Annotated in this window: 14 protein-coding genes, 3 rRNA genes and 1 riboswitch; of the genes, 11 read left to right on the top strand and 6 right to left on the bottom strand. The window is 34.8% G+C overall.

Annotated features, from left to right (window positions below; genetic code table 11):
- The first annotated feature begins 141 nt into the window (after window positions 1-141).
- From CDIF1296T_RS02650 to CDIF1296T_RS02665, 4 genes are all read left to right on the top strand, one after another.
- Window positions 142-1,644 (top strand): 16S ribosomal RNA (locus CDIF1296T_RS02650).
- 188 nt (window positions 1,645-1,832) lie between these two features.
- Window positions 1,833-4,730 (top strand): 23S ribosomal RNA (locus CDIF1296T_RS02655).
- Window positions 4,731-4,857: 127 nt separating this feature from the next.
- Window positions 4,858-4,974, top strand: a 5S ribosomal RNA gene (rrf, locus tag CDIF1296T_RS02660).
- The 16S, 23S and 5S rRNA genes sit together here, the layout of an rRNA operon.
- 177 nt (window positions 4,975-5,151) lie before the next feature.
- Window positions 5,152-5,760, top strand: coding sequence for a DedA family protein (locus tag CDIF1296T_RS02665; RefSeq protein WP_009895382.1), 609 nt, complete (start codon window positions 5,152-5,154; stop codon window positions 5,758-5,760).
- A gap of 540 nt (window positions 5,761-6,300) precedes the next feature.
- On the opposite strand, the gene CDIF1296T_RS02675 is transcribed toward CDIF1296T_RS02665, so the two are convergent.
- The 6 genes from CDIF1296T_RS02675 to CDIF1296T_RS02705 form a co-directional block, all read right to left on the bottom strand.
- Window positions 6,301-7,074 carry an ABC transporter permease gene (locus CDIF1296T_RS02675; RefSeq protein ID WP_003434217.1) on the bottom strand — a complete coding sequence of 258 codons (774 nt, stop codon included), beginning with the start codon at window positions 7,072-7,074 and terminating at the stop codon, window positions 6,301-6,303.
- A gap of 10 nt (window positions 7,075-7,084) precedes the next feature.
- Window positions 7,085-7,822 carry an ABC transporter permease gene (locus CDIF1296T_RS02680; protein ID WP_009895383.1) on the bottom strand — a complete coding sequence of 246 codons (738 nt, stop codon included), beginning with the start codon at window positions 7,820-7,822 and terminating at the stop codon, window positions 7,085-7,087.
- Window positions 7,815-8,738, bottom strand: a complete 924-nt coding sequence (locus CDIF1296T_RS02685) for an ABC transporter ATP-binding protein (RefSeq protein WP_009895384.1) — start codon at window positions 8,736-8,738, stop codon at window positions 7,815-7,817. The genes CDIF1296T_RS02680 and CDIF1296T_RS02685 overlap by 8 nt, the downstream gene beginning before the upstream one ends.
- Before the next feature lie 156 nt (window positions 8,739-8,894).
- Entirely contained in the window at window positions 8,895-9,818 is a 924-nt protein-coding gene (locus CDIF1296T_RS02695) for a sensor histidine kinase (RefSeq protein WP_003434209.1), read from the bottom strand.
- Window position 9,819: 1 nt separating this feature from the next.
- Window positions 9,820-10,521 carry a response regulator transcription factor gene (locus CDIF1296T_RS02700; protein WP_009895385.1) on the bottom strand — a complete coding sequence of 234 codons (702 nt, stop codon included), beginning with the start codon at window positions 10,519-10,521 and terminating at the stop codon, window positions 9,820-9,822.
- Window positions 10,514-10,702 (bottom strand): MerR family transcriptional regulator, encoded by a 189-nt coding sequence (locus CDIF1296T_RS02705; RefSeq protein WP_003434206.1) that lies wholly within the window; start codon window positions 10,700-10,702, stop codon window positions 10,514-10,516. Before CDIF1296T_RS02705 ends, CDIF1296T_RS02700 begins: the two co-directional genes overlap by 8 nt.
- Before the next feature lie 227 nt (window positions 10,703-10,929).
- Between CDIF1296T_RS02705 and CDIF1296T_RS02710 the strand changes: the two genes are divergently transcribed.
- The 7 genes from CDIF1296T_RS02710 (at window position 10,930) to CDIF1296T_RS02740 (ending at window position 19,208) form a co-directional block, all read left to right on the top strand.
- Window positions 10,930-11,859 (top strand): AAA family ATPase, encoded by a 930-nt coding sequence (locus CDIF1296T_RS02710; RefSeq protein ID WP_003434205.1) that lies wholly within the window; start codon window positions 10,930-10,932, stop codon window positions 11,857-11,859.
- A gap of 13 nt (window positions 11,860-11,872) precedes the next feature.
- Window positions 11,873-13,645 carry a vWA domain-containing protein gene (locus tag CDIF1296T_RS02715; RefSeq protein WP_003434204.1) on the top strand — a complete coding sequence of 591 codons (1,773 nt, stop codon included), beginning with the start codon at window positions 11,873-11,875 and terminating at the stop codon, window positions 13,643-13,645.
- A 131-nt stretch (window positions 13,646-13,776) separates the two neighbouring features.
- Window positions 13,777-13,968: riboswitch (cobalamin riboswitch) on the top strand.
- A gap of 182 nt (window positions 13,969-14,150) precedes the next feature.
- On the top strand, window positions 14,151-14,903 hold the full coding sequence (locus CDIF1296T_RS02720; RefSeq protein ID WP_009895388.1) for an energy-coupling factor ABC transporter permease: 753 nt from the start codon (window positions 14,151-14,153) through the stop codon (window positions 14,901-14,903).
- On the top strand, window positions 14,893-15,177 hold the full coding sequence (locus tag CDIF1296T_RS02725; protein WP_009895390.1) for an energy-coupling factor ABC transporter substrate-binding protein: 285 nt from the start codon (window positions 14,893-14,895) through the stop codon (window positions 15,175-15,177). Before CDIF1296T_RS02720 ends, CDIF1296T_RS02725 begins: the two co-directional genes overlap by 11 nt.
- Window positions 15,178-15,179: 2 nt before the next feature.
- A complete protein-coding gene (gene cbiQ, locus CDIF1296T_RS02730; RefSeq protein ID WP_003434199.1) occupies window positions 15,180-15,878 on the top strand; it encodes a cobalt ECF transporter T component CbiQ in 699 nt (232 codons plus the stop codon).
- Window positions 15,871-16,689 (top strand): energy-coupling factor ABC transporter ATP-binding protein, encoded by an 819-nt coding sequence (locus CDIF1296T_RS02735; RefSeq protein WP_009895392.1) that lies wholly within the window; start codon window positions 15,871-15,873, stop codon window positions 16,687-16,689. The genes cbiQ and CDIF1296T_RS02735 overlap by 8 nt, the downstream gene beginning before the upstream one ends.
- Window positions 16,690-16,943: 254 nt before the next feature.
- Window positions 16,944-19,208 (top strand): DUF3553 domain-containing protein, encoded by a 2,265-nt coding sequence (locus CDIF1296T_RS02740; protein ID WP_009888186.1) that lies wholly within the window; start codon window positions 16,944-16,946, stop codon window positions 19,206-19,208.
- The last annotated feature ends 2 nt before the right edge of the window (window positions 19,209-19,210 follow it).

Raw genomic sequence — 19,210 nt, forward strand, 5'->3', positions numbered from 1 at the left:
TATAGTATTACTTGTCCTTAAGAAAAGGGCAAACATAAAAAATGAACTTTGAAAATTAAACAGTAGGTTAATTTATAAAACAAGAAACAAACCATAAAGCCAGATATTTTGATAACAATAGTATCTGAGCCTGATAAACTTTTATTTGAGAGTTTGATCCTGGCTCAGGATGAACGCTGGCGGCGTGCCTAACACATGCAAGTTGAGCGATTTACTTCGGTAAAGAGCGGCGGACGGGTGAGTAACGCGTGGGTAACCTACCCTGTACACACGGATAACATACCGAAAGGTATGCTAATACGGGATAATATATTTGAGAGGCATCTCTTAAATATCAAAGGTGAGCCAGTACAGGATGGACCCGCGTCTGATTAGCTAGTTGGTAAGGTAACGGCTTACCAAGGCGACGATCAGTAGCCGACCTGAGAGGGTGATCGGCCACATTGGAACTGAGACACGGTCCAAACTCCTACGGGAGGCAGCAGTGGGGAATATTGCACAATGGGCGAAAGCCTGATGCAGCAACGCCGCGTGAGTGATGAAGGCCTTCGGGTCGTAAAACTCTGTCCTCAAGGAAGATAATGACGGTACTTGAGGAGGAAGCCCCGGCTAACTACGTGCCAGCAGCCGCGGTAATACGTAGGGGGCTAGCGTTATCCGGATTTACTGGGCGTAAAGGGTGCGTAGGCGGTCTTTCAAGTCAGGAGTGAAAGGCTACGGCTCAACCGTAGTAAGCTCTTGAAACTGGGAGACTTGAGTGCAGGAGAGGAGAGTGGAATTCCTAGTGTAGCGGTGAAATGCGTAGATATTAGGAGGAACACCAGTTGCGAAGGCGGCTCTCTGGACTGTAACTGACGCTGAGGCACGAAAGCGTGGGGAGCAAACAGGATTAGATACCCTGGTAGTCCACGCTGTAAACGATGAGTACTAGGTGTCGGGGGTTACCCCCTTCGGTGCCGCAGCTAACGCATTAAGTACTCCGCCTGGGAAGTACGCTCGCAAGAGTGAAACTCAAAGGAATTGACGGGGACCCGCACAAGTAGCGGAGCATGTGGTTTAATTCGAAGCAACGCGAAGAACCTTACCTAAGCTTGACATCCCAATGACATCTCCTTAATCGGAGAGTTCCCTTCGGGGACATTGGTGACAGGTGGTGCATGGTTGTCGTCAGCTCGTGTCGTGAGATGTTGGGTTAAGTCCCGCAACGAGCGCAACCCTTGTCTTTAGTTGCCATCATTAAGTTGGGCACTCTAGAGAGACTGCCAGGGATAACCTGGAGGAAGGTGGGGATGACGTCAAATCATCATGCCCCTTATGCTTAGGGCTACACACGTGCTACAATGGGTAGTACAGAGGGTTGCCAAGCCGTAAGGTGGAGCTAATCCCTTAAAGCTACTCTCAGTTCGGATTGTAGGCTGAAACTCGCCTACATGAAGCTGGAGTTACTAGTAATCGCAGATCAGAATGCTGCGGTGAATGCGTTCCCGGGTCTTGTACACACCGCCCGTCACACCACGGGAGTTGGAGACGCCCGAAGCCGATTATCTAACCTTTTGGAAGAAGTCGTCGAAGGTGGAATCAATAACTGGGGTGAAGTCGTAACAAGGTAGCCGTATCGGAAGGTGCGGCTGGATCACCTCCTTTCTAAGGAGAATTGCCTACTGTTTAATTTTGAGGGTTCGTTTTTACGAATACTCAAAATTAGCACTTTTAGCACTTTGAAAACTGCATATATATTTAGTGATATGACATCTAATTTGTAATATATAAAGCTGATAACTTTTTAAAATTATCGAAGTTGATAGCTTCTAATCTATCAAACCTTTTTAACTGGTCAAGTTATTAAGGGTGCAGGGCGGATGCCTTGGCACTAGGAGCCGATGAAGGACGTGATAAGCTGCGATAAGCTTCGGGGAGTTGCACGTAAACTTTGATCCGAAGATTTCCGAATGAGGAAACTCACTTAGAGTAATGTCTAAGTATCATTAAGTGAATACATAGCTTAATGAGGGGAACTCAGGGAACTGAAACATCTAAGTACCTGAAGGAAGAGAAAGAAATTCGATTCCGTAAGTAGCGGCGAGCGAACGCGGATTAGCCCAAACCAATAAAGTTTTCTTTATTGGGGTTGCGGACATATCATAACGAAGAGGTATCGTAATTGAAGAGGTTTGGAAAGACCCACCACAGAAGGTAATAGTCCTGTATGTTAAACGAGAAGACTTTAGATATGATCCAGAGTACCACGGGACACGTGAAACCCTGTGGGAAGCAGGAGGGACCACCCTCCAAGGCTAAATACTACCTAGTGACCGATAGCGTATAGTACCGTGAGGGAAAGGTGAAAAGAACCCCGGGAGGGGAGTGAAATAGAACCTGAAACCCTGCACTTACAAGCTGTGGAAGCACATTTCTTGTGTGACCGCGTACTTTTTGTAGAACGGGCCAACGAGTTACGTTAAGTAGCAAGGTTAAGCACTTAAGGTGCGGAGCCGTAGCGAAAGCGAGTTTTAACTGAGCGTTCAGTTACTTGACGTAGACCCGAAACCGGGCGACCTACCCATGAGCAGGATGAAGCGAAAGTAAAATTTCGTGGAGGTCCGAACCCACGAGCGTTGAAAAGCTCGGGGATGACTTGTGGGTAGCGGTGAAATTCCAATCGAGCCCGGAGATAGCTGGTTCTCCCCGAAATAGCTTTAGGGCTAGCCTCAAGGTGAGAGATACGGAGGTAGAGCACTGAATGTCCTAGGGGGTATTGCACCTACCGAAGACTATCAAACTCCGAATGCCGTCATCTTATACTTGGGAGTCAGACTGTGGGTGATAAGATTCATAGTCGAAAGGGCAACAGCCCAGATCGTCAGCTAAGGTCCCTAAATGTAAGTTAAGTGGTAAAGGATGTGGGATTGCACAGACAACCAGGATGTTGGCTTAGAAGCAGCCACTCATTCAAAGAGTGCGTAATAGCTCACTGGTCGAGTGATCCTGCGCCGAAGATTTCCGGGGCTAAAACTTACTACCGAAGCTACGGCATCAGTAATGATGGGTAGGGGAGCTTCCCATACGGGTTGAAGCATGACCGTAAGGACATGTGGACAGTATGGGAGTGAGAATGTTGGCATGAGTAGCGAGATGTGGGTGAGAATCCCACAGGCCGTAAACCCAAGGTTTCCAGGGGAAGGTTCGTCCGCCCTGGGTTAGTCGGGACCTAAGCTGAGGCCGAAAGGCGTAGGTGATGGACAACAGGTTGATATTCCTGTACTACCGATAACTGTTTGAGAGAAGGGATGACACAGTAGGATAAGCTAAGCACACTGTTGGTTATGTGTGCCCAAGCATTGAGGCAGTCAAAGTAGGCAAATCCGCTTTGATAATGCTGGGATGTGATGGGGAGCGAAATTTAGTAGCGAAGTAGCTGATTTCACACTGTCAAGAAAAGTCTCTATCGAGGTTAAAGGTACCCGTACCGCAAACCGACACAGGTGGGTGAGGAGAGTATCCTAAGGCCAGCGAGAGAACTGTTGTTAAGGAACTCGGCAAAATGACCCCGTAACTTAGGGATAAGGGGTGCCACCATCAGGTGGCCGCAGAGAATAGGCCCAAGCGACTGTTTACCAAAAACATAGGTTTCTGCTAAGTCGCAAGACGATGTATAGGAGCTGACGCCTGCCCGGTGCTGGAAGGTTAAGGGGATCTGTTAGAGCAATCGAAGCAGTGAACTTAAGCCCCAGTAAACGGCGGCCGTAACTATAACGGTCCTAAGGTAGCGAAATTCCTTGTCGGGTAAGTTCCGACCCGCACGAAAGGCGTAACGATTTGGGCACTGTCTCAACAACAGACTCGGTGAAATTGTAATTCCGGTGAAGATGCCGGATACCTGCGACAGGACGGAAAGACCCCATGGAGCTTTACTGTAGCTTGACATTGGGTCTTGGTACTACATGTACAGGATAGGTGGGAGGCTTTGAAACCAGGACGCCAGTTTTGGCGGAGCCATCCTTGGGATACCACCCTTGTAGTACTGGGACTCTAACCATAGGCCATGAATCTGGTCTTGGGACACTGTCAGGTGGGCAGTTTGACTGGGGCGGTCGCCTCCCAAAAGGTAACGGAGGCGCTCAAAGGTTCTCTCAGTACGGTCGGAAATCGTACGTAGAGTGTAAAGGCAAAAGAGAGCTTGATTGCAAGACATACAGGTCGAGCAAGGATGAAAATCGGACTTAGTGATCCGGTGGTTCTGCGTGGAAGGGCCATCGCTCAACGGATAAAAGCTACCCTGGGGATAACAGGCTTATCTCCCCCAAGAGTCCACATCGACGGGGAGGTTTGGCACCTCGATGTCGGCTCATCACATCCTGGGGCTGTAGTAGGTCCCAAGGGTTGGGCTGTTCGCCCATTAAAGTGGTACGCGAGCTGGGTTCAGAACGTCGTGAGACAGTTCGGTCCCTATCCGTCGCAGGCGTAGGAAATTTGAGAAGACCTGTCCTTAGTACGAGAGGACCGGGATGGACGTACCTCTGGTGTACCAGTTGTCCTGCCAAGGGCATGGCTGGGTAGCTATGTGCGGAATGGATAAGCGCTGAAAGCATCTAAGCGCGAAGCCAACTTCAAGATAAGATTTCCCACCGCAAGGGTAAGACCCCAGAAAGACTATCTGGTTGATAGGTCGAAGGTGTAAGTGCAGCAATGTATTTAGCTTATCGATACTAATAGGTCGAGGACTTGACCAATATTTATTTGATGTTCATTCATTAAGATATATGTGTAGTTTTTAGAGTGCTAACTCTAAAGAAACTAGTATTACTAGATTCTATAAACTTATTAAAAACTTAATAGAAATATTAAGCATAAAGATTATGTGGTTACAATAGCAGAGAGGATACACCTGTTCCCATTCCGAACACAGAAGTTAAGCTCTCTAGCGCTGATGGTACTTGGTGGGAAACTGCCTGGGAGAGTAGGACGTAGCCACGTAATCTTTTTTTATTTATTAAGTTTCTTATTTTAAGGTACTATTTTTAAAGTATGTTATAAATGCTTTGTGTAAATACATATAATAGTTTAAAGAGATTGATTCTTTAAATATAGGGTGAGAATCCTTAGAATATGTACCCTTAAAACCTTTAAATAAGAAAGGAGATAGATAAGTAAGTGTCTGTAATCAATAGTTTTATTTTACAATATGGATTAATCTCTGTATTTGTATTAATTATGATTGAGTATGCTTGTTTTCCATTACCTAGCGAAGTTGTTTTACCTTTATGTGGAGCAATTGCTGCAAGAAATCATTTTGGATTTCTGACAATTTTAATTTTAAGTATAATTGCAGGTATACTTGGTTCGATATTTTGTTATACAGTGGGAAATTGGGGAGGTAAATCTATCATAAATAAAATAATAGAGATATGTCCAAAGGCAAAGAAAGGAATATTTGCATCTCAAGATTATTTTAATAAATACTCTTCTATTTCTGTTTGTGTATGTAGATTAATCCCTTTATGTAGAACATACATATCTTTTATAGCAGGTATAGCAGGTCAAAATATTATAACTTTTGCAATATCATCTATCGTGGGAATAACCATATGGAATACTTCATTAATCAGTATAGGATATATTTTTTCTGAGAGTTGGGTAAGAATAATGTCACATTATAATGATTATAAATTCCTCGTTCTAATTATACCAATATCCATAATTTTTATTGGATTTGTTATTAAGTCATTTATACATAAAAAACATCACAAGATAAGATTATAAAAAATATTAGAAAAATTTCTTTTGTACAAGGTCATTAAGACGGTTGAGAAAATAGAAGGCGTCGTAAATCTGCATAAGCACTACGTTTTTGTAGGTTCTCGGCGTTTCTTTTATTGCTTGTGTCTGTGGTACTTTTTTCTTAAAATGTACCATGTTTTACACTTTGTTGAGGATAAGTTTGCTTATATAGAAGAAAAGGCGGCAGCTTTGAAAATCAAAACTACCACTTTATAAATATTCAAAAATATGTTGCCTCTGTGACAGTTTTTTTATATTCGTTTGGAAGATTAAAACCAAATATTTAAAGTTATAGTATTAAAATACGAAACAATAACTTGCTAATATTACATTCACTATAATTAACATAAGTTACTAATCCAGTCCAATCTTATCAGTCCACTCATTTATTCTTTCTATTACCCCTTTAGGTGGGTCATTGTTGAATTTCCATTCAGTATAACAGTGTAACATGCCAAAAAGAAACAAGAATACAATTAGAATAATCAGTTTTTTTATCTTTTTCATTTTGATATACATATTTCAATTTTTTTCATTGTGTTTTAGCCCTTTCAGTATAAATGCAGAAAGGCAGGCACAAAGTAATAAACTTATGATACTCCCCATAATTTTTTCTCCAGTAGTTATATAGTATCCAGAAATATTAAATATTGCCGCAATAGGAAAAAAGGTTTGTAAGACATTTGACATACCCGCAAATAGTCCAGCAATAGAATAAACTTCTGTGAATACTAATGCAAGCCAATATCCTTTTTTCATGCGCGATACCAAGGCAATAATGGGAGAAATTGCAAAGAATACACCTATGCCATCAAGAAAATACTCTTTCATGCAACTTAAAACCAGTTTTGTCGATAAATCGGAAAAATGTAAAACGGATTCAGTCAAAAATGTTATAGTAAAGAGTAACAAATAAAGAAGTATACTGAATATAAAAGTAATAATCATTTTTGCTATGGTTAAATTTGTTTCATTTATGGGAATAAGACGCAGGGATTTAATAGTGTCCTCCTCTTCTTCACGACAAATAATATAGCTTCCTAATAAGGCAATGACAGCAGGAAGAACAAAAAAAGTTGACCAAGGTTGTACTGCGTCCATATACCAACCTGCATTGTCTATATACCGTGAACCGTCATAAACGCTCTTTAAGCCATAATGTAAATCTGGGTCATTATATACATCCTGCCCTCCTGCAAAAACTATGACTGCTATCATAATGGATGCAAAAACTGTAATCCAAACAATTTTTGAACGACGAATTTTTTGACATTCAGCCCAAAGTAATTTCCACATTATCTACACCTCACTTTCTTCTTCCTAGTGCAATGTTTGCAAACAATACTGATACAATACTCCAAATACAAATACAAAGAAATGCTAATGGGACATTAATTTCCTGTGAAAATATAAGACCTGGAATGTCTTTATTTCTCATGATAATAACTCCCATACTGGATAAAGGGTGTAAATACATATTTATTGTCATTATAACAAAACCGGAAAAGGCATATACCAATGTGATACAAATTGGGAGAATGTATCCTTTTTGAGATGTAGCGATTGCCAAAATCGGCAACATTACAAAAGCAGTGATTACACCAATTTCTAGACATTTTTTCAACAAATATAAAATGCTTGCCCAGCTAAATACGACATATCCAGAAAGTACACTAAATAACACAGAAGCAACGGCTGTAATCAGCATAAAACAAATAGAGTAAATCAAAACAACGAAAAATTTACTAAAAAAGTATCCCATTTTACTAATAGGTACAATCCAAAGCTGTTTGAGCATATCATACTGGTTTTCTTCGTGTATAAGCATGGTGCAAAATATACCCAAAACAACGGGCAAAATAATCCAAAGTGTATAACCAAATGCAGACCATTTATAAAACTTTGTTGGCTCAACACCTGTTTTACCAAAATAATTGAAGTATAGTAGTGCGAAAAACGGCATAATGAGAGCAGACAACAACATCAGCCAAATAAGTTTCCTACGACGCAGTTTAAGAAATTCTGTTTGAATAAGTTTAAGCAATGCCCTCTCCTCCTGTGATTTTTTTAAAGTAGTCCTCTAAAGTATCATTACAAAGTTGAGAACTAATAACAATTACATTCTGCATTACAAGTGCTTTATTGATTTCACCCATATCCAGATTAGTGTTATAAAGGTGTAACGTGTAGTCATCTTGAACGGAATAATCCTTCGTGTTAAATTGACGCTCTAAAATAAGTGATGTCTTCGGAATATCTGAAACTTGTAGCAGGATATATTTACTGTTTTTCTTTTCTAGTTCACTCATACTACTTTCTTCCAAAAGAACACCGTGGTCGATAATTCCAATATCATCAGCCAACAATGAGATTTCTGAAAGAATATGACTGGAAATAAGAATTGTCTTTCCATGCTCAACGCTCAAGTCCCTAATAAACTTTCTCATCTCCGCAATACCAATAGGGTCAAGACCATTGGTTGGCTCATCTAAAACTAACAGTTCTGGGTCATGCAGGATAGCGTTGGCAATACCAAGTCGCTGTTTCATGCCAAGTGAATATTTACTAAACAGCTTTTTATTTTTATAAGGTAAGCCTACAATTTCCAATGCTCTTTTTACAGAATTAGGGGCGGCTGTACCACGCAGTTTTGCAAAAATCTCCAAGTTCTCCGTTCCTGTCAGATTAGGATAAAATCCTGGCGTTTCGATAATTGCACCGATACGGGGATATACCTGTTTTTCACGTCCCTTAATATTCTCTCCAAATACATCTACCTCGCCATACGTGATTGAAGTCAATCCTAAAATCATTTTCATAATTGTGGTTTTCCCAGCTCCGTTGCGTCCTAACAGACCATATATTCGGCCTTTTTTTACATGGAGATTGACTTTGTCAACTACTGTTTGATTCCCATAAATTTTTGTAAGTTGCTTTGTTTCAATCACAAAATCATTCATATATAATTTCCTCACTTTTAATAAATTTGTTTCTACAAAAGATAGTTGATACAACGTCAAAATCAACTACAATTAGAATTATAAAACATGAACCTTGCCAAAACCTTGCCATAATCTTGCTTTTATCTTGTTTTAGAGTAAGAAAGCCTCGTACTTTTACAGGGCTTTAGGAAGCAATATTGTAAATTCTGTTCCCATACCGGGAGTGCTGTTGGCGGTAATATTTCCCTTATGAGCGTTAATAAGTTCCTTTGCAATCGCCAAGCCTAAACCATTTCCCTTTGAAGCTCGTGAATGGTCGCATTGGTACAACCTTTCAAAAATATGTGGGAGATTGTCTGAAGATATACCTTTCCCATTATCTGTTATTATAATTTGAGCTTGCTCTTTGTTTTCAAAAATTCTCAATGTCATTTTGTTGCCACTACTATGGGTAATAATATTTTGTAATAGGTTATTAATGATACGGGTATATGCATTTGCGTCTATACGTAAGAAGTACTCTATTTCTGGTATATCAAATTCATATTCAAAATGACTGCTTTCTAAAACAGGTATCCAATCAGATATAATATTACGGGATAATTCATTCAAGTCAAAAATATCAAAATGAAAAACTTGTTCCTTAGAATCCAATTTTACCCATTCAAATAGATTTTCTACAAAATTCTTTAAGTAATGAGCCTTATTAGACGCAACATGGATATACTCGTCTTTTTCCTCTCCTACAACAATTTTACTTTCTACTGCTTCCAAATAACCGACCAAAGAAGCAAGTGGAGTTTTTACATCATGGGAGAGACTTGTCATTAGCTGTTTGTAGGCTTGTTCTGATTGTTTTTGCTGAATAAGTTGAAATTGGCTATTGATTGCTATTTCGTTAATATCATAGCAAATTTGTTTTGTAATGTCGTTTTCATCTGTTAAAATACGTCGATTAAGGTTTCCATTTTTTATATCCTCTAAAGCATCTTTTATAAGTGTAAGTTGTATTCGGACACGTAGCAGGACAGAAACAAGGTACGCTATAATAATCAGGCTAAGAACCAATATCAAAAGCAGATAGACACTTGTATTCATGTTAAGCCTCCTTATTAAAACGATAACCGACACCACGAACTGTCAAAATATAAAATGGATGGTTGGGGTCTGGTTCAATCTTTTTTCTCAATTTACTGATGAAAGACATGATGTTACTATCGTCAAAAGCATATTCTTCTTCCCATACTTGTGTATAAATCTGTTTTTTGGTAAACACCCGTCCCTTATTAGAAGCCAGAAAAGCAAGTAAATCAAATTCTTTGCTTGTAAGTTGAACAGGAATATTATTGACAGAAACAATTCGGTTTGTCTTGTCAATAATCATGCCATTTATTATTATGCAATCTGTGTCTGTTATAAAAGCAGGGTTTAACATAGTATACCGACGAATAAGAGAATTGACACGAGCCATAAGTTCGTTTATGCTGAACGGTTTTGTTAGGTAATCGTCAGCACCTAAACGTAGTCCGGAAACTTTATCATCCTCGTCATTTTTAGCAGTAAGCATAATTACTGGAATATTACTTGTTTCTCTAATTTTTTTCAGAACTTGAAAACCGTCTATATCTGGCATCATTATGTCCAAAATTACAAGAGAGAGTGTGTGTCTATTTTTATCGACCAAATGTAGACCTTCTGCACCACAATGTGCAGTAATAGCAGATAAATTTTCTTGCTCAACACATTTTTTCATAAGAGCACAAAGTTCTTTGTCATCATCTATAATTAAAACGCTATTCATATTGTACTTCCTTTCTTCTTTTTGTTCTACCATCAACAGGCTTTTCTGCGTTCTTTGGTATCAGCCACATATACCCGAGTTTTGAAACTCCTGGTATGCGACTTTCTTCACATAGTTTTTGTACTCTTCTTTCAGAAATACCCCATTTTTTTGCTACTTCTGGGCAAGACATATATTCCATATTTCAATCATCCTTTCCTCATAATTTATCAGCATATATTATATACGTATAGACGAACAAAATCAAGAAATATCAGTAAGTAGTACTCTTAATTTTGTAGTGATAAAATGGTGCATGGTTTTACTTAAAATGGGGAGATTAAAAAATCAATTTTAGCTTATATCCTTTTATGCTAAAATGGTGATAAGAAATGAAACAAATACTATTTATATAAAAGGGGTAAAAATATGGATATAATAGATAATCTAAGGGTGCAAGGGGTAGATGAAAAACTTATTGAAGATGTACTGTATTTTAGAAATTATTATGGATTAGAAAAAGATTTAGAATACAGAGTAACAAAGTCTAAAACTTATTTTTATGGTAAAGATATCTTGTCTATGTGTATAGCAGCTATTTTAGAAGAAGAAAATATATTATTATCGGGACCAAAGGCAACAGGAAAAAACTTACTTGCTGATAATCTAGGGGAAATATTTAATAGACCTCAGTGGAATACATCATTTCATATAAATACAGACAGTTCAACACTTATAGGTACAGATACATTTATAGACAATGAAGTTAAACTTAGAAGAGGCTCAGTTTATGAGTGTGCTATTAATGGAGGTTTTGGGGTATTTGATGAAATTAATATGGCAAAAAATGATGCTATAGTTGTGGTACATTCAGCTTTAGACTATAGAAGAATAATTGATGTACCTGGGTATGAGAGAGTCAATCTACATCCAGCAACAAGATTTATTGGGACTATGAATTATGAATATGCAGGAACAAAAGAACTTAATGAAGCACTGGTATCTAGATTTATGGTAATAGATATTCCTCCTATAGAAGAAGATAAGTTAATGATGATTTTAAAAAATGAATTTTCAGATGCTGATGAAGAAAAATTAATACACTTTGCAGGAATATTTTTAGATTTACAATTGAAGTCTCAAAATGGAGAGATATCTAGTAAAGCTATTGATTTACGTGGTCTTATGGCATCTCTTAAGACTATAAGAAGAGGATTAAAACCAACTCTTGCAATTAATATGGGACTTACAGGAAAGACTTTTGATGTATATGAGAAAGAAATGGTTGGAGATGTAATTAAAACTAGAATACCTAATAAATGGGAGAGTATAGATGTGTTTCCAATAAGTCATATTTAATATAGGTGAGATTATGAAATGGATATATGATGATTATGAATTTGAAAATAGAGCTAATAACCTATCATGGACAATAGCTGGTGATTACAATGAAAGTATAGATATATCAGAAAAAGATTACTCTTCAAAAGAAATAGGTCTATATTTCGCAATAATTGCAGGTGCTAGAAGAAAGTATGTAGATTGGGATATAGTTAAAAAATATCTTACAAATAGAATAAGAAAAGGATACAACAAAGATATTATACTGGGTCTAATTCAAGTCATATTAAATACAATAGTTGAAGAAAAGGTCATTAAAGATAGGCCAGGGATAGAAGACATAAGAAGAAATGCTTATAAAGATATTGTTTCACGTTTTACCAAAATACACAATGATAATATTATGGATAAAATTAAATACACATTTGTACTTTATAGTATGGACAAGCACCCAGCATTAGATAGTATGACTAGAAGAATAGTTAATGATATAAGAAATATAGATACCAATCAAGATATTATGGAGATTTTAAAAGCATTAGATGTTATATATTTAACTTATTTTGAATACATATTAAATGGAGAAGAAAATAGTCTTATTGATGAAAATAATGTAGAAAGTGTAGAAGTAAATTTTGATACATTTGCTGATTTCATGTATGAAGAACTTTATAGTGATGAAGAAGAAAATATTATTGAAAGTGATATAGATTCAATATCTTCATCCATGCTTGTAGAAGGTGTAGGGGATTTTGATGATTCTAAATGTAGCAATTCAGCAGACCGAGTTATATATGTTGATGAAGACACTGCAAATAAGATATATTCAAAAATAGAACATTATTATGGAAAAACTTATTTGAGTAAAGGTGAAATTAAAAAAATTGAGACACAAAATTGTAGAAATGTTCATGAAGGTTGTAGAATACACTTTACAGATGGAGTTCTTAGAAGTGAGTGTAATAATGTATTTCAACTAAAATATGTAACAAGACAAAAAGAAAATAATTTAGGAAAATTTAGAGAACATGCTAGAATGTATAGACAGCAAATAAAGAGATTAAAAGAAAGTCTGTCAAGAATTTTAATAGAAGAAAATGCTAAAAGTAGAGTATATTCTGATTGTGGTACTATATTAGCAAATAGAGCTTGGAGAGTTGGTAGAAGTAATAATAATAAAATATTTTATAAAGATATAGAAAATGAAAAAGGGAAATACGTTATTGATATATTATTGGATGCAAGTGGCTCTCAAAGTAGAAATCAGGGAAATGTGGCAATTCAAGCTTACATAATTGCAAATGCTCTAACAGAAGTTGGCATACCAAATAGAGTGATGGGATTTTCTAGTTTTTTAGACTATACAATATTAAAAAGATTTAAAGATTATGATGATAGTATAAAAAATAGTGAAAATATATTTGAATATTTTTGTGCTGGTAATAATAGAGATGGTTTGGCAATAAAATCTATATGTAGTGGTCTAATAAATAGAGATGAAGAAAATAAAATCCTGATAGTTCTCAGCGATGGAAGACCAAATGATGTAAAGATAGGAAAAAGTAGTGAGAGAACATTAAGAGGAGAAAAGGCTTATAGGGGTATAGTTGGTTTGAGAGATACAGCCAATGAAGTGAGAAAAGCTAGAAAGCAAAATATATTAGTATTAGGAGTATTTACAGGAAAAGAATCAGAACTTGAAGCTGAAAGATTAATATATGGAAATGATTTTATATATTCAAGAGATATAACTAGATTTTCTGATGTAGTTTCAATGTATTTAAAGAAGATAATTAGAAATTAATAAACTTACAAAAAAGAATTTATATACATAAAAATATAAAAATGAATAAAATTTATAAAAAATGTAGAAATTTTCACAGAAAAGGTATACAATGATTTATATAGAAAATGATTTAAGAATAATTTAAAAATTAAATATATAATATTATAGGTTCTTTAAGCAAGATTAATAGGGAAAAAGGTTAAATTCCTTTACAGCCCCCGCTACTGTGATGCAGACGAAACTTTTGTTAGCCACTATGATGATATTTTTTATATCTCATGGGAAGGAAGAGGAGTAGGATGAAGCTAAGTCAGGAGACCTGCCTAAAATATTAAAGTAATTTCTTCGGGGATGGAGAAAGTTTCTTATAATAATTATACAGATATGTTTGTTTTATGTGTTTGTATTTAGATTGTGGAAAATTAGAAGCCTAACCATCGAGTTAGGCTTTTTTATTTTATTAAATAAATCAGACATGTATTATTATGTTTTAATTATTAGAAAGGGAGAGAGGGATACTAAGATGAAACAGAATATTAAATTAGGGGTTATAGCTGCACTTATGTTAATCATTTTAACTCCAGTTACATCAAATGCAATGCATATAATGGAAGGTTACTTACCAGTAAAATGGTCTATAGCATGGGGAGTTATATTTATACCATTTTTCTTATTCGGATTAAAATCAATAGGTAAAATAGTAAAGCAAGACCCTAAAAAGAAAGTATTATTAGCTTTATGTGGAGCATTTGTGTTTGTATTATCAGCACTAAAAATACCTTCAGTAACAGGAAGTTGTTCACATCCTACTGGTGTAGGTCTTGGAGCAATAATGTTTGGACCAAGCGTAATGTTTGTTCTTGGAACTATAGTTTTAATATTCCAAGCATTGTTATTAGCACATGGAGGAATAACTACTTTAGGAGCTAATGCTTTTTCAATGGCGATAATAGGGCCAATCGTATCATTCCTAATATTTAAGGCTTTAAAGAAAAAAGATGGAAATAATGCTATTCCAGTATTTCTTGCAGCAGCAATAGGAGACTTAGCCACATATACAATAACTTCAATACAATTAGCACTGGCTTTCCCAGACCCATCAGGTGGGGTAATGGCTTCAGCAATTAAATTTTTAGGAATTTTCTTTATGACTCAAATACCAATAGCAATAGCAGAAGGTATACTTACTGTAATTGTATATAATTTAATTACAGAAAACGGAGAAAAAAGCATACTAGAAAATAATGATAAAGGAGTTAAAGCTAATGAGTGCTAAAACAAAAACAAAAACTAACATATTATTACTTTTATTAGTAGTAGCTCTTATTATATTCCCATTACTTGTCAACTCAGGTGCTGAATATGGAGGAGCAGATGGTCAAGCTGAAAGTGAAATTACTAAGATAAATCCAAATTACAAACCATGGTTTAGCAGTCCATATGAGCCACCAAGTGGAGAAATAGAAAGTTTATTATTCTCTGCACAAGCAGCTTTAGGGGCTGGTGTAATAGGATACATATTAGGTCTTCAAAAAGGAAAGAGAAGTTAATCATGCTTATAATTGATAAATATGCATATACAAATAGATTGAGTAAAGTAAATCCAAACAAAAAAGTAGCCATAGGAGTAATTTTTCTGATTGCTTCTATGGTAATACAAAATATATTTATTTTAAGTGGAATTATGATTTTAATGAGTATTTTGGTTGTTTGTGTGGCTGGAATAGATTTAAAAAATTATTTAAAATTACTTAGAATACCAATGTACTTTTTATTTCTTAGTATAGGAATAACTCTTGTAAATATATCTTTTAATAAAGCAGATTTATTATATAGTTTTGAATTTTTTAGTTTTAATGTAGGAATATCAAAGGCGTCTATTGACATGTCTATTCATGTGTTATTTAGAGCGATGTCTTGTTTGACTTGTGTGTATTTTTGTATACTTACAACACCTTTTAATCAATTAATATTCTTTTTTAAAAAACTTCATTTACCTGACACTTTTGTCGAGTTATCAATGTTAATATATAGGTTTATATTCATATTTTTAGAAGAATTTTCAGAAATATACAAGTCACAAGAGCTAAGATTTGGATATATAAATTTAAAAACTTCATATAAATCCTTAGGTATTCTTGGAAGTATGCTGTACAAAAGACTTATGACAAGGTATGATGATATGTGTATATCATTAGACATAAAATTGTATGATGGTAAATTTCACATAGTAGGGGATAATGATGTTTAAAATAAATAATTTAACGTATCAATATGAAAAAAATACCAATGCACTATTAAACATTAATATGGATTTTTCAAAGGGAAATGTTATAGGTATAATAGGTTCAAATGGTTCAGGAAAATCAACATTATTTATGAATTTAATGGGTATATTAAAGCCTACATCTGGAGAAATTCTTTTTAAAGAAGAAAAGTTAAAATATGATAAGAGAAGTTTATACAACCTTAGAAAAAATGTAGGTATTGTGTTCCAAGACCCAGAAAAACAAATTTTTTATTCAAAAGTATATGATGATATAGCCTTTGCAATGAGAAACATTGGTATGGATGAAAAAACAATTAAAGAGAGAATAAACAAAGCTCTAGTAGCTGTTAATGGAATAGATTTTATAGACAGGCCAGTACATTTTCTTAGCTATGGACAGAAAAAAAGAGTGGCAATAGCATCAGTTATAGCAATGGAAAATGAAATTGTATTACTTGATGAACCTACAGCTGGTTTAGACCCAGTAAGTACTAGGTCTATTGTAGATATAATAAAGGGATTAAATAAAAATAATATAAAAATAGTAATATCCAGTCATGATATGAATTTAATGTATGAAATATGTGATTACATATATGTATTGGATAAGGGGATTTTGATTGATGAAGGAAAGGCAGAAAATGTGTTTATAAATGAAAATAATATTATACAAGCTGGTCTAGAATCCCCATGGTTAGTAAAAGTACATAGAAATATGAATTTACCCTTATTTAAGAAAGAAGAAGATTTGTATAAGTATTGGAAGGAAAGAGAACTTAATACAAATAAATAATTAAGCCCTAAACCTATTTTAAAAAAATAGATTTATATATAATAACCCTTAACCTAGACCCCTTAAAGGTGCCTTATGATTCCCCAAATCATAAGGTTATTTTTTTTATTAAACAATGAAATAAATTATATGGAAAAATGTTATTTAATTGTAATATATTGGAAATAATCTATTAATATAATACATAATTATAATTTGAAGTAATTCATATTTTAGATTAAAATATATTTATGGCTGTTAACAGGAGGAGAAATATGAATTTAGATACATTAAATCCTGCTCAAAGAGAAGCAGTAGAAAAGACTGAAGGTCCAGTACTTATACTGGCTGGTGCTGGTTCAGGTAAAACTAAGGTATTAACAACAAGAATAGCATATCTTATAGAAGATAAAGGTGTACAAGCACCAAATATATTGGCTATAACATTTACAAACAAAGCTGCAAATGAAATGAGAGAGAGAGTTGAACAAAATATAGGTCCTGAAACTAAGGATATGTGGATAAGTACATTCCATTCTTGCTGTGTTCGTATACTAAGAAAAGATATAAATAAGATTGGTTACAATAGAAGTTTTGTAATTTATGATTCAGCAGACCAAGTTACATTGGTTAAAGACTGTCTAAAAGAATTAAATTTAAGTGATAAAGTGTTTGAACCAAAAGCAGTTATAAGTGCAATTTCAGGAGCAAAAGACAAACTTTATACTCCAAAGCAGTTTAAAGATATCAATATGGCAGATAATAGAATGGTTAAGATTGCAGATATTTATGCGCTATATCAAGACCGTTTAAAAAGAAATAGTGCACTTGACTTTGATGATTTAATACTTAAAACTGTAGAACTTTTCAAGGCTAATGATGAAGTGTTAGCATATTACAGAAGTAGATTTAGATACATAATGGTAGATGAGTACCAAGATACAAGTAAAGCTCAATATGAATTGATAAAATTATTAGCAAGAGAACATCAAAATATTTGTGTTGTTGGAGATGATGACCAAAGTATTTATGGATGGAGAGGTGCAGATATAAGAAACATACTTGAATTTGAGAAAGATTATGACAATGTACATGTTGTAAAGTTAGAACAAAATTATAGGTCTACACAAGTGATATTAGATGCAGCTAATAAAGTCATATCTAATAATATAGAAAGAAAAAGAAAAAAGCTTTGGAGTGAAAAAAAAGAAGGAGAACTTATAAAGATACAATTAACTGGTAGCGAAATAGAAGAGGCTGATTTCATTGCTGATTCAATTGCACAAATAGCTAGAAAAGAAAATAGACCTTATAAGGATTTTGCAGTACTTTATAGAGCAAATGCACAGGCAAGACCTGTAGAGGACGCTTTAAATAGAAGTCAAATTCCATACAATATATATGGTGGTACAAAATTCTATGAGAGAAAAGAAATAAAGGATTTGTTGGCGTATTTAAGAGTTATTCAAAATCCACAAGATGATATATCTATAAAAAGGATTATAAATGTTCCTAGAAGAGGTATAGGGCTTAGAACTATAGAAAAAATTGAAGATAGAGCTAACTTAAAACAGGAAAGTATATACTCAGTATTAATTGATATAGAAACAAATTCAGATATATCTACTAAGGCAAGGGCAAGTATAAGTGGATTTGTTGATATTATAGGGACTCTTAGAACTATAAAAGAAGTTTATCCTGTTAGCAAACTTATAGAAAAAGTCTTGGATACTACAGGATATATGGACGAGCTTGTAGAGATAAGAAATAAAAATGAAAAAGATTTAACAGGCAAAGGTGAAGAAGCTCAAGACAGAATTGATAATTTGAGAGAATTTATTTCTATAGCTTTGGAGTTTGAAAGTAGTAATGATGATACTTATGAAAATAAAGACTTAGAGACATTCCTAACAAGTATAGCACTTACATCTGAATCAAATGATGAAGAAGACAATGATAGGGTTTCGCTTATGACAATTCATACATCCAAAGGTTTAGAGTTCCCTGTTGTGTTTTTAACAGGTATGGAAGAAGGGTTATTTCCTATATCAAGAGCTATAAAATCTATGAGTGATTCACAAATAGAAGAAGAGAGAAGACTTTGTTATGTTGGTATAACTAGAGCTAAAGAAGAGCTATATATGTCATTGACAGAGAAGAGAACATTATATGGTAAAACAAATGTTGCAATAGCTTCAAGATTTATGGAAGAACTGCCAGAAGAATGTATAGAAAGATTGTACAAAGTAAAAAAAGAACTAAGCTATTCTAAAGCAAGTTATAATATGTTAGATAAATATACTAAAAAGTATATGAGTACTATAAGCAAATCTAAAGTTGCAGATAAAGTTAATGCTACAATAAAAGATTCTAATAAAGAAACTAATCCAGATGATATAAAACTTGGTTCTAAGGTACATCATCCTAAATTTGGGGTTGGGACAGTGGTTTCTATAATTGGTACAGATGTTACTATAGCTTTTGACCAACAGGGAATTAAAAAAATAAATAAAGAATATACAACACTAAATATTTTATAATG

Source organism: Clostridioides difficile ATCC 9689 = DSM 1296 (assembly GCF_001077535.1).
Lineage (GTDB): Bacteria > Bacillota > Clostridia > Peptostreptococcales > Peptostreptococcaceae > Clostridioides > Clostridioides difficile.